The sequence below is a fragment of the Pollutimonas subterranea genome, from assembly GCF_002849655.1.
In the GTDB taxonomy this organism is placed as follows: Bacteria; Pseudomonadota; Gammaproteobacteria; order Burkholderiales; family Burkholderiaceae_B; genus Pollutimonas; species Pollutimonas subterranea.
Window position 1 is genome coordinate 22,257 of the sequence record NZ_PDNW01000002.1, and the last position, 16,129, is coordinate 38,385.

A 16,129-nucleotide genomic window follows, 5' to 3' on the forward strand; every position below is an offset into this window, starting at 1 on the left:
GCTCCGGACCTAAACAATTTGCAGACACATTACATTACCTCATGACCCCTAGCGACATCGATACCACTCTCTCCGCGCAGGATGCGCCTGAATTCGCCCCGGCCCAGTTTGTGCGTTGGTTTCGCGAGGTCGCGCCCTACGTCCACGATTTCCGGGGCAAGACGTTCATCGTCGCCTTTGGCGGCGAGCTGGTCAGCGACAATGCCCTTAACACACTGGTACAAGATCTATCGCTGCTATCGGCGCTGGGCGTAAAGCTTGTATTGGTGCACGGCTCGCGTCCGCAGGTAAACGAACAGCTCAAGCTCAAAGGGTACGCGACGCAGTTCGGCCGCGACATCGAACCGACCAGCAACGAAGCGCTGGAATGCGCCAAGGAAGCCGCCGGAGAAATCCGGCTTGATATCGAAGCGTCGTTCAGCCAGGGTCTGCCCAATACGCCGATGTCGCATGCGCAGATACGGGTTATATCGGGCAATTTCGTTACGGCGCGTCCGGTAGGCGTCATAGATGGAATCGATTACACCCACACCGGCGCCGTGCGCAAGCTGGATGTCGATGCCATAAAGATGATCATTCACCAAGGCGCAATAGTACTGCTTTCGCCACTTGGTTTTTCGCCGACCGGCGAAGCGTTCAATCTGGCCATGGAAGACCTTGCTACCAGCGCCGCCATCGCCCTGCGCGCGGAAAAGCTCATTTTCCTTACCCAGAATAAGACGGTCTTCAATGAAGATGGTTCCGTCGATACAGAACTGGCTCGCGAAGATGCCGACAAGCTGCTGGCCTCCGGTACGCTCGATGAAGACACCTCGTCATTCCTGACTCACGCCTCCCGCGCCGTCAAGCGCGGTGTGGCCCGAGCGCACCTGGTGCCCTACACGCTGGATGGCAGCGTATTACTGGAAATTTTTACCCATGACGGAGTTGGCACTATGGTCGTGGAAGATACGCTTGACGACCTGCGCCCCGCCACCGTCGACGACGTGGGTGCCATTGTGCAGCTTATCGAACCGCTTGAAGCGGACGGCACCCTGGTGCCCCGGGGCCGCGCCGTTATAGAGCGTGACGTCGAAAAGTTCACCGTACTGGAACATGACAGCGTCATTTATGGTTGCGTGGCATTGATGCCGTACCCGGAAGACAACATGGCCGAAATGGCCTGCCTGATCGTCCAGCCGGAATGGCAAGGTTCCGGCGAAGGCGAAGTGCTGTTGCGCCATGCCGAATCAAAGGCCCGCGCCGTAGGCGCCAAACGGCTGTTTGTACTGACCACGCGCACCTCACACTGGTTTATGAAACGCGGCTTCGTGCAAGGCGGAATTTCCGATCTTCCCAAAGAGCGCCAGGCGCACTACAACCGTTCACGCAACAGTTTGGTCTTCATCAAGAAACTGTAATCGCAACCGGCCCGGTCCATGGAACCCTGGGTACAATACCCAGGTTGGATAACTCGTTCTAAAGGTAAGACTGTCATGGCACGTATGGTTCAGTGTGTAAAACTCAAGCGCGAGGCCGAGGGCCTTGAGTACCCGCCGTATCCCGGCGATCTTGGAGTGCGCATCTGGCAAAGCGTTTCCAAAGATGCCTGGGCGCAGTGGATGGATACTCAAACCCGCCTGGTCAACGAGAACCGGCTGAATCTGGCCGATGCGCGGGCGCGCAAGTATTTGGCTCAACAGATGGAAAGCTTTCTATTTGAAGACGCCAATGTCGAGGCCCAGGGCTACGTGCCTCCCGAAAATTAAGGCACGCTCCCCGGCACGGGCCCTTATACTTCGTTGTCTTCGCCTACCGGTTCGCCACGGGCCAGGCGCTCAGTGTTCTTGATGCCGGTATGGCGCACGTCATCACCGCGGACCATGTAGATGACACGTTCCGACATATTCTTGGCATGATCGCCTATGCGCTCCAGCGCGCGCGCAATGAAGATAAGGTCGATGGAGCGCGAGATGGTACGGGGATCCTCGATCATGTAGGTAATGATGTGCCGCAACGAGCCCTTCCATTCCTTGTCGACTTCCTTGTCGTTGCGCACGACCTGTGCGGCATGCAAGGGATCCTGGCGGGCAAAGGCGTCAAGCGAGTCACGTATCATGGTCGTGACAAAACCCGCCATATGCCGCAGCTCGACCACCGGTTCGTAGCGAGCGCCAGATTCATGCAGGCGGCGCGCCATTTTGGCAATTTTCTCGGCTTCGTCACCGCAGCGCTCCATGTCGGTGAGCATTTTCGAGACAGACAGCAAGAGACGTAGATCGCCAGCGGTAGGCTGATTGCGGGCGATCAGCAGGCCTATGCGCTCGTCGATTTCGACTTCCAGGCGATTGACCTCTTTCTCGCGCTCCCGCACCTGGTCAACCAGGCTGAGATCGCCGCTTGCCAGGGCCTCCATGCCGTCTTTGACCATGGACTCGACCAACCCGCCCATTTGCAGGAACAGGGAACGCGTGGTTTCAAGGTCGGATGTGAACTGCTTATTGGTATGCTCGGACATGTCAGCCTTCGGTCAATACAGGAATCAATAAATAAGTAGCGTAGCACCGTGACCATCGCGTGCAAGCGATTTCGTACGGCCCGGTATCACCGCAGCAAGGCTACACGCAGATGATGACACCATTATGACGGGTTTTTTTCCATGCGCAGCACACCGTCCTGCGTGGAGACGAGTACGACGTCGGCACCCGCGATGGCGAACAGGCCGCAACTGACGACACCGGGAATATTATTGATACGCGCTTCCATCTGGCTGGGGTCACTGATGGCAAGGCCCGACACATTGAGAATCTGGCAGTCATTGTCCGTGACGAAGTCCGTACGCAAGGCGGGCTTGCCGCCCAGCTGTGCCAACTGGCGCGACACGGATTCGCGCGCCATGGGAATTACCTCTACCGGCAAGGGAAACGTGCCCAGGCAGTCAACCCGCTTGGATTCGTCCACGATGCATACAAACTGGTCAGCCACCGAGGCTACGATTTTCTCGCGCGTCAGCGCGCCGCCCCCGCCCTTGATCATGCTGAACCCGTGGTCGATTTCGTCGGCGCCGTCGATATAAAACGGCATGCCCTGTACATCGTTCAGGTCAAACACCTGGATACCGAGCGCAGCCATCCGCGCCGAACTGCGTTCCGAACTGGATACGGCGCCGCGAAACCGGCTTCTGTGCGGTCCCAGGCAGTCGATGAAAATATCGACAGTGGAACCGGTGCCCACGCCGAGTATGGTGTCTGGTGTCAAAAAAGGGAGGACGTATTCAACAGCCGCCTGGGCGACATTCTGTTTTAGCTCGTTCTGGGTAAGCATGGTAGCAATTCCTGGCGTATGCAATAACGTTTGATTGTGTATGGGTGGCGCGTAGTGTGTGACTGCATGGCCCCGGGGCTATGCGTTCGGCGTAAAAAGCTCGCTGTACTTTTTCTCGGAGAATCCGACGGCGACATTGTTGGGGCCGGTCACGGCTACCGGCCTTTTCACCAGCGCCGGAAATTCGGCGATCAGCGCCAACCACTGCTGCTCGTTTCCCGGGGCCTTGCGGCTCTCAGGCAGGTTGCGCCACGTCATGGAAGCGCGGTTCACCAGCTTTTCCCACCCCCCTAGCACCCCCGCCCACGCTACCAGCTGTGCGCCGGAAATCGGCTGCTCGCGGTAGTCGGTGAACGAGTAAGGAAGCTCGCGCTGCGTGAGCCAATTCATGGCCTTCACACACGTGCTGCAGTTCTTTAAACCATAGAGTTGCACAACGTCCATCGTATCTTTTCCCTTTACTAAGATTGCTTGCGCCACTGCATGCGACTGAGCAGCACCACAATAATGCCGACGGCAACCATGAACAACGTGGCGAGCGCGTTTATTTCAGGCTTCAGGCCCAGGCGTACCCGTGAAAAAACCTCGAGCGGCAATGTAGTGTAGCCGGGGCCGGACAAGAATGAGGCAATGACCACATCATCGAGCGAGAGGGTAAAGGCGAGCAGCCAGGCGGCCAGGATGGCCGGGACGATCAGCGGCAATGTAATGACGAAAAACACCTTCAGCGGCGTTGCCCCGAGGTCAAGGGCGGCCTCCTCCAGGGAGCGATCCAGGTCGCGGATGCGCGACTGGACGATGACGGCCACATAAGCCATGCACAAGGTTACATGCCCCACCCAGATGGTGAAGACGCCATTGCCCGCCGGCCACCCGAACAAATCACTGACCTCGACGAACATCAAGAGCAGCGAAATACCCAGCACCACCTCCGGGATGACCAGCGGCGCGCTGAGCATCCCGATATAAAGCGAAAATCCCCGGAACCGCCCCATCCGCGCAAGAACGTATCCGGCCCAGGTACCGATAATGACAGCGGCCGTGGCAGAGAGCGTGGCGATCAGCAGCGACAGGCTGGCAGCGGATAAAAGCGCCTGGTCGTTGAAGAGTTCGCCATACCACCTCAGCGAGAACCCGGTCCATGAGGTCATCATGGACGAGTCGTTGAACGAAAACACCATCAGGCACAAGATGGGCACATAAAGAAACGCATACCCGATCGCAAGGACAATCGCGCGCAGTACGGGATCAGGTTTCGTCATGCCGCCCCCCGTTTACCGGCTTCCTGCTGCTTGACCTGGTTGTACTGGAATAGCATCAGGGGCAGGAGCAATAGCATGACCATCACGCAAGTGACAGCGGCCGCCATGGGCCAGTCGGCATTATTGAAGAATTCGGTCCACATCACCCGGCCCATCATCAGCGTATTGGCGCCTCCCAGCATTTCCGGTATGACATATTCGCCCACGGATGGTATGAAAACCAGCATCGCCCCGGCGACTACGCCCGGCATCGACATGGGCAACGTCACCTTGCAAAAGGCGCGCCATGGAGTAGCACCGAGGTCATAGGCCGCTTCCAGCAGCCGGACATCAAGCTTGACCAGATTGGCATACAAGGGAAGGATGAAGAAAGGCAGATACGCGTATATCAGCCCGATATACACCGCCATATCGGTACGATAGATTTCCAGCGGCGCGCTGATGATACCCAACCACTGCAGCAGCTTGTTAAGCAGGCCGTCATTGCGCAATATTCCCACCCAGGCATAGACTCGCAACAGCAAGGACGTCCAGAATGGAAGAATCACCGCCAACAGCAGGAGGTTGCGTATCGACGGACTGGAACGCGCGATGTAGTAAGCCATCGGGTAGCCGATCAAGGCGCAACACACCGTGGTGACCAGCGCCATTTTTATGGAGTTCAGGTAGGTCGCGATGTAGAGGCTGTCGGTAAACAAAAGATCGTAACCGCGCAGGTTCAACATCAGCGATACGGTTTGATCCTTGATTTCGGTCAGCGATGTATAAGGCGGAATACCAAACCTGAGGTCCGCAAAACTGATCTTCAAAACCAGGATGAACGGCACCAGCAAAAACAGGATAAGCCACAGGAATGGCGGCACGACGGCCAGGGTCGTCCTTGCGGGCAAGGCGCCGCGCCAGGTGAACTTTTTCATGATGGCAGTACCGTCGCGCCGTCGCTGCACCAGCTTGCAAACACTTGATCGTCCAGAGCAGGAGCATCGGCTTGCGAAAGAACAAGGCTGGGTACCATTGCTTCGACGATCAGTCCTGAGTCAAGCCGGATCTGGTAGCGCGCATAGCTGCCCATCCAGGCCACATGGCTGACGACGCCGCGCCCCCAGTTGGATTCGGATTCCGGCTGCTCCCGCAGAACCTGTATGTGTTCGGGGCGGACCGAAACATGGACTTCCATGCCGAGAGGCTCGCTGATGCCATGGTTCACATACAAAGGGCGCGAAAGATCGCCGCTTTCAATAAGGACATGGTCGGGCTCATCGACCACTATCGTTCCGGTAAACAGATTGGTGTTCCCGATAAAGCCGGCTACAAAGCGGGAGTTCGGAAAGGTGTAGACGTCTTGTGGCGTGCCGTATTGGACGATCTGGCCCTCCGACATGACCGCCAGGCGATGCGCCATGGTCATGGCTTCTTCCTGATCGTGTGTCACCATGATGCAGGTAACGCCGACATCATCCAATATTCTGGCCAGCTCAATCTGGGTTTTCTGCCGGATTTGCTTGTCGAGCGCCGACATGGGTTCATCGAGCAGCAACAGCTTGGGTCGCTTGACCAGGCTGCGTGCCAGGGCGACCCGCTGTTGCTGGCCGCCGGAAAGCTGCTGCGGCTTGCGCCGGGCATAGCCGGCCATCTGAACAAGATCCAGTACGTCGAAGACACGATCGTGGATTTCGTTCTTGGGTACGCCCTCTTGCTTGAGGCCAAAGGCCACATTCGCCTCGACAGTCATATGCGGAAAGAGCGCATAAGACTGAAACATCATGTTGACCGGCCGGCGGTAGGGAGGCAGGTCGGTGATGTCTTCGTTGTCAAGGTAAATGCGCCCCGAGCTTGGCTGTTCGAAGCCGGCCAACATGCGCAGCAACGTCGACTTTCCGCAGCCCGAACTACCCAGCAAGGCAAACATCTCGTGGCGGCGCACCGAAAGATTGACAGATTGCACAGCCACGGTGTCGCCAAATATTTTGACGACATCCTCGACGCGCACAAACTCATCGGCATCCCCCGACCACGACGGAACGACAGGGCGAGCATCCGGCATACGACTACCTTCCCGATTTCAGTTCGGCCCACATGCGGGTTTGCAGACGCATGATGGCCAGAGGCTGTGGCTTGATGACGTACAAGGTCTTGGCAACCTCGGGCGCCGGGTAGATCATGGGATTATCGGCAACGTCCTTGACCACGTACTTGCGAGCCTCTTTGTTGGCATTCGGGTAGAACATGGTGTTGGTGATTGCCGCGTGCACCTGCGGCGTTTCAATGTAATTGATGAACGCATGTGCTTCATCGACATTGGCAGCGCCCTTGGGGATGGCCATGGTATCGAACCAGGCCGGCGCCCCACCCTGCGGAATGAAATAATCGACGCTGTAGTCCTTGCCCGCTTCGCGGGCACGATTCCGTGCAATCATCACATCGCCGGAAAATCCATACACCATGCATAGATCGCCGCCCGCCAATTCATCGATATAACCGGATGAACTGAACTGCCGGATGTAGGGCCGTATGGTCTTCAATAGCTCGAGCGCCTGACGGTAGTCGTCGGGCTGGCTGCTGTTGGGATCCTTGCCCAGGTAGTGCAATACCGCCGGGAAAACCTGAGCCGCTTCGTCTAGCACGGAAATACCGCAAGCCTTCAGCTTTTCCGCGTTCTCGGGTTTGAACAACATGTCCCAACTGTTCAGGGGCGCGTCCTTGCCCATGATCTCCTGGACCTTGCTGACGTTATAACCCAGACCGTTGGTGCCGTATCCCCACGGAACCAGGTATTGATTTCCCGGATCGACCGACGCGACCAGATCCATCAGGTCTTGATCGAGAAATTTCCAGTTGGGGATCTTCGACTTGTCCAGTTTCTGGAACAGGCCGCCTTCAATCTGGCGCGCCGCATAATGCGTAGAGGGAACCACGACGTCGTAACCCGATTTACCTGTGAGCAGCTTGGCCTGCAGGGTGTCGTTGCTATCGTACACATCGTAGCGCACCTGTATGCCGGTAGCTTCCTGGAAACCGGAAATCGTATCGGGAGCGGTATATTCCGCCCAGTTGTAGACGTTGACCACCTTGCCTTGCGCCCATGTTGACGACAGTCCCGTCAACAGTGCCGTGCCCAGTAGCAACTGTTTCGCCATGCTGAATTTCATTGCGGCCTCCACAGACAATACAAACAGCGAAAAGGCATGATGATAATGCCTTTTCAGGCCGGATTGGCTAGAGTATGCCTTTGGTGCGCGCAAGAAGCGCGTAGGCACGGCTGAGTTCGTCCCACCAAAGCACTCCGGCTGTATCCGCCACCTTTTCCAGTGAACGGCGCAAGCGCAAAAGATTGGCTTGCCGACGCTCCAGCGACAAATCCTGGCGATGGCATTTGTCAAAGTCGATGATCCAGACTTTTCCGGCTTCATCGACCAGAATATTGTAGGCATTCAGGTCGGAGTGCCAGACTCCCGCTTCGTGCATGGCATAGATAGCGCCGGCCACCGCCTTGTGGCTGGCCTGTTCAAGAACGCTTACCAAAGGCAGCACGCCGGGTATTCTCTCGACCAGAATGGCAGCACGGTAGCTGAGGCCATGTCGCCAGTATGCGGCGGCAATCGGCCGCGGCACGGCTAGGCCCTGCACCACCATGGATTGCAAAAGATCGAACTCGGCAAAGGAGCGTGTTGCGGAGGCGCCGGTCCAGAAATAGCGATCGGCATTGATGCGAGCCATCAGGCCGCCGCGCCGATAATGGCGCAACACGCCGGATCCAAACTCCCCTTTTACGAACCAGGCGGCCTGGCGTCCGCCCTGGCTGACCGCCTCCGCCTCAAGCTGCGCGCTCGAAGGATCAAAAAGAAACGGCCCTGGCAAAGAAATACGGCTGGCATCATAGCGCACGCAACCTGCCTCGATAGGCATATCAAGCGGACGAACGTCCTGGCTCATACAACCTCCCGCAGCGATACCAGAGGCGGGGTCTTCAACACGCCTGACAGCGTCATGCTGCCGCCTATGACCGACGCCAATACGCCGACTCCCACGCCTGCGGCCCATGGCCACCACGATAGCGTCAGGGTGAAATCGAAAACCTGCAGCGCCAGCACCCATGCTACGCCCACCGCGCCGAATGCCGCCAGCAATCCGGCCATGCCTCCCAGAACAACCAGCTCGATGCGCAGCGCTGAAGCCAGCTGGCGTCCGCTGGCGCCCAAGGCCCGTAGAACGGCCACTTCATGCATGCGCTCGTCGCGTGTCGAGAACAAGGCCGCGCCCAACACCAGAATTCCGGCGGCCACCGTAAAGAGGAATAACAACTGCACGGCCTGCACGACCTGGTCGAGCACGTGCTGTACCTGTCCCAGTATCGATCCCACATCGAATACGGTGAGGTTGGGAAAGCGGCTCAGCAATTCCTGTGTAAGCCGCGTATCGCTTGAGGGCACATGCATGGACGTGATGAAGGTCGCGGGTGCGCCTTCCAGGGCAAGTGGTGTCATGATGGCGAAGAAATTGGCCTGGAAGGAGTCCCATTTGACCTCGCGCACCCCGCTTACCGTGACTTCCGTGGGGCGTCCTGCAACCTCGAAGGTAAGCCGGTCGTTGACGGCTATGCCCAGCGATTCGGCAAGCCCGCTTTCCAGCGAAACCTCGGCCTTCGTTGGGTCCAGCCAGCGTCCGTGCACGATCTCGTTACTGGACGGCAATGTTTCTGTATAGGAGAGATTGAATTCGCGATCGACCAGACGCTTGGCGCGGTCATCGTCATAGTTGTCCGGATTCACCGGCTTTTGATTGATGGCAAGCAAGCGTCCTCGAACCATGGGCGAAAGCACGGGATCGGGGATGCCTGCCTGCTTGAGGCGTGCCGACACGGCCACGCGCTGATCCGGCTGAATATTGATGAGAAAGGTATTGGGCGCATCCGCGGGCAAGGTGCTTTGCCAGCCTTGCAATAAATCGGTGCGCGTAATGGCCAGCAGCAGCAATATCATCAAGCCCATGGCCAGGGAACAAAGTTGCGTCACGGTGAGACCGCGGCGGCGTACCATGCCGGCCAACGCAAAGCGCAGCGTCGGATATCCCCGGACGCGATGCCGCAGCATGGCCAGGACTCGCAACAAGCCGTATGCCAGCGCTGCGAAAGCCAGGAATGCGGCCAGGAAGCCCAGCGACACCACGACGCTCAGGCGCAAGTCGCCGGATATCCATACGATAAGCAGGAAGAAAGCGGTCAGGCCGACGATACGGGAAGGCCAGCGCCGCATCAGCGCCATGGATGCGTCGCGACGCAAGACGCGCGCGGGGGGAACCTGCCGCAAGGATGCCAGCGGCGGCAAGGCAAAACCCAGCAGCAATAGCAGCCCGGTTACGAGCCCCTGCAGCGCAGGCTGCCATGATGCCTGCGGCAGACGTGTATCGAGCCATGCCGTCACCACAGCGACCAGCCCCTGGTGCACCGCATAGCCGACCAAGGCGCCGAGTGCCGAGGCAATCAAGGCCAATAGCAGGAATTCCGTCCACAGCAATATACTTAATTGCGATTTACTGGCTCCCAGGCAACGCATGATGGCAATGCCGTCCTGGTGGCGCAGGCTGAACCTGCGCGCCGCCAATGCAACCGCGACGGCCGCTATCATGACCGTCAGCAAAGCGACCAGAACCAGGAACTGGTTCGCGCGAACCAGCGCCCGCTGGATTTCTGGACGGTTGGATTCAATCGTCACCAGCTTCTGCCCGCGCATCAATTGGCTGTCCAGCCACGATTCATAGGTGGCAACGGCTACGGGATCGCCTGCGATCATCAATTGGTAGGATATCCGGCTGCCCGGTGCAACCAGGCCGGTGGCGGGCAAATCAGCCTGGCTGATCATCAGTCGCGGCGCAACGTTGACAAATTGCATACCGCGATCCGGCTCATAGGAAATTACCTTGGCAACTGTCATGGTGGCATCACCGACAGACAGCGCATCACCTATGGCTATGCCGAGCAAACTAAGCAATTGCGCGTCCACCCAGACGGTTCCCGGTTCGGGCGGCTGGCGCAGCAGTTCCCCGGTTCCGGCAGCCGTATCGGCCAGGCGCAGCTGGCCACGCAGGGGGTAACCGGGCGATACGGCCTTGAGCGAGACCAGCTGGGCGCCCTCGCCGTTGCTTACCATGGATGGGAATTGCTGCGTGGTGGCGGTGGCCAGATGCAAGTCGGCTGCCTTATCGATAAATCGATCGGGAATGGCTTCATCGGCCTGGATGACAAGATCGCCACCGAGCATTTGTGCGGAATCGCGCTGCAGTGCGCGCCCTACCCGGTCGGCGAGAAAGCCCACGCTGGTTACCGCCGACACGGCAATAATCAGTGCCAGCATCAGCAGGCGGATTTCTCCAGAGTGCCAATCGCGTCGTAGCGCGCGCACTCCTAGCCGAATGTCGGGAAATCTGCTTGGACGCATGATGTCAGGCCTTTATCAACAACAAAACCATGATAACCAGAAGCATACAGGCAAAGGTCAGTTTCAATCGCGGTTCCGGCAAGGAATAGGCCAGCCTCACTCCGTAGGGCACCAGGAAAATACTGCCCATCGCCATCGGTATTCCTATTGCCCAGTCAGCCTGCCCATGCGCGGCGTACGCGAACAGGGCCACAAAGGTTCCGGGTATGACCATGGTAAGCGCCAAGGCTTGCGCGCCAGTCTGGGTCAGGCGAAACACAGTCGTGAGTATCGGGACGGCCAGGACCGAACCGCCCACACCGAAGATGCCTCCAGCCAGACCCGCGATAGTGCCTATCAGGGCAAACCAGCCTTTATGGAATTCTTCAACACTGCGCCGCGGCTTTTGTGGCGGGCCTTGTTGCCCCGAACGCCGGCTTTGGTAAAGATAGAATATGGCAATGGCCAGTACGAAGCCGGCATAGGTGCGGCGCAGCATCATCGGATCTATGCCCAGGGCGATCTGCGCACCGATCCAGGTGAAAACGATAGAGCTTGCGGCCCCGGCCGCGGCGGCCTGCAAATTGATCTTCGCTTTCTGGTTGTACTTGCGCACCGTCATGAGCACGGCAGGCAGCACCATGATCAGGGCCGTCCCTTGCGCCGCCTGTTGGTCCATGTCGAGGATTAATCCCAGCAATGGAATGGCAAGCAGGCCTCCGCCTATCCCAAGTACTCCACCTGCGAAACCAATCAAGGCGCCCGCGGCCAGGCAAGCCAAAACTACTCCATACCACTCCAACACAATACCCCTTTAGACTAGCGCAAACGCTCGATCGCGGATTCTACGCGGTCTACCGCCCATATTTCGAGCCCCTCTATGGGCTGCTTGGGTGCATTGGCCTTGGGAATTAAGGCAACACTGAATCCCAGCTTGGCGGCCTCTTTGAGGCGTTCCTGCCCTCGCGGGGCGGGACGGATCTCGCCAGCCAGGCCCACTTCGCCAAAAACGATCAGTCCTTTGGGCAGGGATCGATCACGCAACGACGACACAATGGCAAGCAGGACCGCCAGGTCGGCGGCCGGTTCGGTAATCTTCACGCCACCGACGGCATTGACGAAGACGTCCTGGTCGAACGTAACAACCCCCGCGTGGCGATGGAGCACCGCCAGCAGCATGGCCAACCGCGTACCTTCCAGCCCTACGGACAAACGCCGCGGATTCGGTACGTGGGCGGTATCGACCAGCGCCTGGATTTCCACCAGCAGGGGCCGCGTTCCTTCCTGTGTCGCCATGACGCAGGAGCCGGCGACGTCTTGCGCGTGTTGCGAAAGAAACAGGGCCGAAGGGTTGGCTACCCCACGCAGGCCGCGATCGGTCATGGCAAAGACGCCCAATTCATTGACAGCACCGAAGCGATTCTTGAACGCCCGCACCAGCCGGAATGAGGAATGGGTGTCACCCTCGAAATACAACACCGTGTCCACGATATGTTCGAGAACCCGCGGTCCGGCCAGGGTGCCGTCCTTGGTGACGTGCCCGATCAGAACAATGGTGATTCCTGTCTGCTTGGCCATGCGCGTCAGCTGTGCCGCACATTCCCGTACCTGCGACACGGAGCCGGGCGCAGCGCTTAATTCGCTGGAATACAAGGTCTGGATGGAGTCGATGACCGCCACGCTGGGGCGCTGTTCAACCAGAGCAGCCATGATGGCTTCGAGACGGATTTCGGCAAGCAGATCTACGTCGCCCGTTGCCAGCTCGAGCCGTCTCGCCCGCAAGGCAACCTGCTCAGCGGACTCTTCCCCCGTTACATACAGCACCTTGACCGCATGCGAAAGCGATACCAGCGCCTGCAGCAACAGCGTGGATTTTCCGATGCCCGGGTCGCCGCCGATAAGGACGACAGCACCCTTGACCAGTCCGCCACCCAAAACGCGATCGAATTCGCTGATGCCCGTGGGCTGACGCGGCAATTCGCGCGCCTCGATCTCAGCCAGGCTGCGTATTGGGCTGCTCCCGGCCAGCGGCGCAAACCGGTGCGCCGACACGCCCGGGTCGCGCGATTCCTGCAAGGTATTCCAGGCATTGCAATGGGGGCACTTGCCTTCCCATTTGGGGCAGCTTCCCCCGCATTCGCTGCAAACGAATAAAGTTTTAATCTTGGCCATGCAGCGAGTTTAACCGGCGCAGCGTTTTCTACCGGCCGGCCAGGCTGCCGCCGCCGTCCACGCCCAGCACCTGGCCGGTAATGAAGCCGGCCTCGTCGCCGAGCAGGAAGGTGACCGCGGCGGCCACATCGGCAGGCTGGCCAAAACGGCCCATGGGTATGGAGCTGAGCGCCTTTTTTTCGGCCTCGCTGCCTGTGGCATGGCCAGCGCGAAACAGTTCAGTATCGACAGGCCCCGGCGATACCGCATTGACCGTAATACCGTAAGGTGCAAGTTCGAGCGCCCACGTTTTGGTACAACCGACAAGCGCGCTTTTCGCCGCGGAATAGCTGGTGCGATTGATCGCCCCATGCGTCACGCGGCTGCATATATTGACGATACGGCCGTCCCGGCGGGCTTTCATGGAAGGAACAAAGGTTTGCGTGACCTGAACGGCAACCCGGACATTCAGGTCGAAGACCTGATAAAGCGAAGCCAGGTCCACTTCGCCCAAGGGCTCGGGCATCACCAGGCCTACATTGTTCACCACGGCGTCAACGGGATACTTTTCACGTATGACTCGCAAGACATCCTCGGTTTCACCGGCATTGTGCAGGTCGCAGGAATACAGATACCCCGGGAAATCGATGTCCTGGGTGTGACGCGCCAGGCCGACCACATGACATCCCAGGTCGGCCAGCCGCCGGCTGATTGCCCACCCTATTCCCTTGGTGGCACCTGTTACCAATACACATTTGTCTTTCACGCGATTTCCTTTGAGCGTTCCTGGAGGGCCCACCCGCCGCGCGGGCCCTTCGCAAGCACTGATTAAACTCCAATTTGGCCTTGCATACTGCTAAGAGATGACAATTTTGGGCACCCGGGCCGCCACGGCGCACAACAACTCGTAGCCTATAGTCCCCGCCGCCTGGGCCACCTCATCGACTGAAGGACCCTCTTCGCCCCACAACACCACCGTCGAACCGTTATGGGCCTGAGGCACTGGAGTCAGATCGACCACCAGCATATCCATGGATACGCGACCGAGCAGACGGGTTCGCACACCATCGACGGCGACCGGTGTGCCGGTGCCCGCATGCCTGGGATAACCGTCGGCATAACCACAAGCCACCACGCCTATGCGCATCGAGCCACTGGACGTAAACGTGTGGCCATAGCCTATGGATCCGCCCGAAGGGATATCGCGCACGCTGATCAGCCTGGATGACAGCGTCATGGCCGGGCGCAAGTCCAGGGAATCGGCCGATTTGCCGGCGAAAGGCGACGCGCCGTAGAGACAGATGCCGGGGCGGACCCATTGCTCCTGGTCATCCGGGATGGACGACCAGACGCCGGGCGTCAAGGTAGCCGCCGAATTGCAAACGCTTACTCTGCCGGGCAAGCCCGTGGTGACGCGTTCAAACACCTGCAACTGCTGCCTCGTCACATCGGGATCGTCGTCCGCCCGGGCAAAGTGGGTCATTTTGCCCAGAGTGTTCACGAGACCTTCGGCTTGCATGGCCCGGGCCCGCTCGTACGCCGCAGGGTAATCGGCAGCCGAAAATCCAAGCCGGCTCATACCGGTATCAAGCTTCACGAACGCATCGATCGCCTGTTCGACGCGGGCTGAGGCCAGCATATCGAGCTGTTCCTGGCAGTGCAGGGTCGTGGCGATACGATAGCGGTCCATGAACGCGATATCCGAAGGTTCGAAAAAGCCCTCCAGCAGAAGGATCGGACCCGTCCATCCCGCCTCCCGGCATCGCAAGGCCTCGTCGAGATCCAGCATGGCCAGGCCGTCGGCTTCCTTGAAGCTCTGGATAGCGTTTTCAATGCCGTGCCCATACGCATTAGCCTTGATTACCGCCCAGACCTTGGGCCGCCTTCCGCCGGCCTTCCCGCTTATATCGCTTAAGCCTTGTGTAACGACGCGCAGATTATGACTGAGCGACGGCAACGAAATCGTCGCCGATATTGGACGTGGCATGATTCTTTCCCAAAGACCAAGATAAAGCAGCGCAAAGACGTGAATGGTACGACTATGAGGCGAGCCCATGCAACTCGAACGCAGCCGCAGTACCAGCCATGGCATGCGTCAGCGTACGAAGGGACCAACAGCGAAGGCCATGTCTTATACTTCCCGCCTATGGCCGTCGATCACTACGAAAACTTCCCAGTGGCATCTTTGCTGTTGCCGCGTCGCCTGCAAGCCCCCGTCAGAAATATCTATCGCTTTGCACGAAGCGCCGACGATATTGCGGACGAAGGCGATGCCACCCCGGACCAGCGTCTGCAGCAGTTGGCCTCCTATCGCGATGCGCTGCGTCAGATAGAGGCCGGCGCACTTGCACTGCCGGCGTGCGACGCAAGGGCCGAGGTCTTCATGCCGCTGGCTCAGTCCATCAGGCAGCACGAACTGCCCATGGAACCCTTTTTCGACTTGATATCGGCCTTCGAACAGGATGTGGCGACCACGCGCTACGAGAGCGACACCGAATTGCTGGATTATTGCCGCCGCTCGGCAAATCCGGTCGGACGCCTGATGCTGCATTTGTATCAGGCCGCCACGCCGCCGAACCTGGCGCAGGCCGACGCCATCTGTACCGGCCTGCAACTGACCAATTTCTGGCAGGATATCGCCGTGGATTGGCAAAAAGGACGCATCTACCTGCCACGGCAAAAGCTGAACCACTATGGCGTCAGCGAGGATCATATTGCACGGAAGCTGCACACAGATGCCGCATGGCAGGCGCTTATGCAGGCGCAGGTTCAACAGGCGCGCGAACTGCTAAATTCGGGACTGCCGCTGGCGCATAAGCTGCCCGGCCGCTTAGGCCTGGAGCTCAAGCTTGTCGTCCATGGGGGATTACGTATCCTTGAGCGTCTCAACCAATTACACTATGACGTATTCTTCCACCGCCCCACACTGACAAAACGCGACTGGACCCTGTTGCTTTGGCGCTCCCTATGGTAAGACGCCCTGCCACGGGTCCGTCACCA

At 58.8% G+C, this 16,129-nt stretch carries 16 protein-coding genes; 3 read left to right on the plus strand and 13 right to left on the minus strand.

What is annotated here, in order from left to right; genetic code table 11:
• Window positions 1-41: 41 nt before the first annotated feature.
• Both argA and CR159_RS02655 read left to right on the plus strand, forming a co-directional pair.
• A complete protein-coding gene (gene argA / locus CR159_RS02650; RefSeq protein WP_102072468.1) occupies window positions 42-1,400 on the plus strand; it encodes an amino-acid N-acetyltransferase in 1,359 nt (452 codons plus the stop codon).
• Between the two features lie 75 nt (window positions 1,401-1,475).
• A complete protein-coding gene (locus CR159_RS02655) occupies window positions 1,476-1,748 on the plus strand; it encodes an oxidative damage protection protein (RefSeq protein ID WP_102072469.1) in 273 nt (90 codons plus the stop codon).
• 23 nt (window positions 1,749-1,771) lie between these two features.
• Here the strand turns inward: CR159_RS02655 and phoU are convergent, their stop codons facing one another.
• The 13 genes from phoU to alr all read right to left on the minus strand — a co-directional run bounded on the left by phoU (window position 1,772) and on the right by alr (window position 15,116).
• Complete coding sequence (gene phoU, locus CR159_RS02660; protein WP_102072470.1) at window positions 1,772-2,497, minus strand: phosphate signaling complex protein PhoU; 726 nt, start codon at window positions 2,495-2,497, stop codon at window positions 1,772-1,774.
• A 122-nt stretch (window positions 2,498-2,619) separates the two neighbouring features.
• Window positions 2,620-3,303 (minus strand): ribose-5-phosphate isomerase RpiA, encoded by a 684-nt coding sequence (rpiA, locus tag CR159_RS02665; protein WP_102072471.1) that lies wholly within the window; start codon window positions 3,301-3,303, stop codon window positions 2,620-2,622.
• Between the two features lie 78 nt (window positions 3,304-3,381).
• On the minus strand, window positions 3,382-3,747 hold the full coding sequence (locus tag CR159_RS02670) for a Spx/MgsR family RNA polymerase-binding regulatory protein (protein ID WP_102072472.1): 366 nt from the start codon (window positions 3,745-3,747) through the stop codon (window positions 3,382-3,384).
• Between the two features lie 17 nt (window positions 3,748-3,764).
• Complete coding sequence (locus CR159_RS02675) at window positions 3,765-4,565, minus strand: ABC transporter permease subunit (protein ID WP_102072473.1); 801 nt, start codon at window positions 4,563-4,565, stop codon at window positions 3,765-3,767.
• Window positions 4,562-5,482 (minus strand): ABC transporter permease subunit, encoded by a 921-nt coding sequence (locus tag CR159_RS02680; protein ID WP_102072474.1) that lies wholly within the window; start codon window positions 5,480-5,482, stop codon window positions 4,562-4,564. The genes CR159_RS02675 and CR159_RS02680 overlap by 4 nt, the downstream gene beginning before the upstream one ends.
• Window positions 5,479-6,609 carry an ABC transporter ATP-binding protein gene (locus CR159_RS02685; protein WP_102072475.1) on the minus strand — a complete coding sequence of 377 codons (1,131 nt, stop codon included), beginning with the start codon at window positions 6,607-6,609 and terminating at the stop codon, window positions 5,479-5,481. The genes CR159_RS02680 and CR159_RS02685 overlap by 4 nt, the downstream gene beginning before the upstream one ends.
• Window positions 6,610-6,613: 4 nt before the next feature.
• The gene (locus CR159_RS02690; protein WP_102072476.1) at window positions 6,614-7,714 is read right to left on the minus strand and encodes a polyamine ABC transporter substrate-binding protein; all 1,101 of its coding nucleotides are present in this window, start codon (window positions 7,712-7,714) and stop codon (window positions 6,614-6,616) included.
• Window positions 7,715-7,781: 67 nt separating this feature from the next.
• Entirely contained in the window at window positions 7,782-8,498 is a 717-nt protein-coding gene (locus CR159_RS02695) for a 3-deoxy-D-manno-octulosonic acid kinase (protein WP_102072477.1), read from the minus strand.
• Window positions 8,495-10,999: an ABC transporter permease gene (locus CR159_RS02700; RefSeq protein WP_102072478.1), complete on the minus strand. Its 2,505-nt coding sequence runs from the start codon at window positions 10,997-10,999 to the stop codon at window positions 8,495-8,497. Before CR159_RS02700 ends, CR159_RS02695 begins: the two co-directional genes overlap by 4 nt.
• A 4-nt stretch (window positions 11,000-11,003) precedes the next feature.
• Window positions 11,004-11,759, minus strand: coding sequence for a sulfite exporter TauE/SafE family protein (locus CR159_RS02705; protein WP_439650484.1), 756 nt, complete (start codon window positions 11,757-11,759; stop codon window positions 11,004-11,006).
• Between the two features lie 38 nt (window positions 11,760-11,797).
• On the minus strand, window positions 11,798-13,150 hold the full coding sequence (radA, locus tag CR159_RS02710; RefSeq protein WP_102072480.1) for a DNA repair protein RadA: 1,353 nt from the start codon (window positions 13,148-13,150) through the stop codon (window positions 11,798-11,800).
• Between the two features lie 28 nt (window positions 13,151-13,178).
• Complete coding sequence (locus CR159_RS02715; protein ID WP_102072481.1) at window positions 13,179-13,895, minus strand: SDR family oxidoreductase; 717 nt, start codon at window positions 13,893-13,895, stop codon at window positions 13,179-13,181.
• 90 nt (window positions 13,896-13,985) lie between these two features.
• Entirely contained in the window at window positions 13,986-15,116 is a 1,131-nt protein-coding gene (alr, locus tag CR159_RS02720) for an alanine racemase (RefSeq protein ID WP_102072482.1), read from the minus strand.
• 159 nt (window positions 15,117-15,275) lie between these two features.
• Here alr and hpnC point away from each other — a divergent pair, with 159 nt between their 5' ends.
• Window positions 15,276-16,103 carry a squalene synthase HpnC gene (gene hpnC, locus CR159_RS02725; RefSeq protein ID WP_102072483.1) on the plus strand — a complete coding sequence of 276 codons (828 nt, stop codon included), beginning with the start codon at window positions 15,276-15,278 and terminating at the stop codon, window positions 16,101-16,103.
• Window positions 16,104-16,129 lie beyond the last annotated feature (26 nt).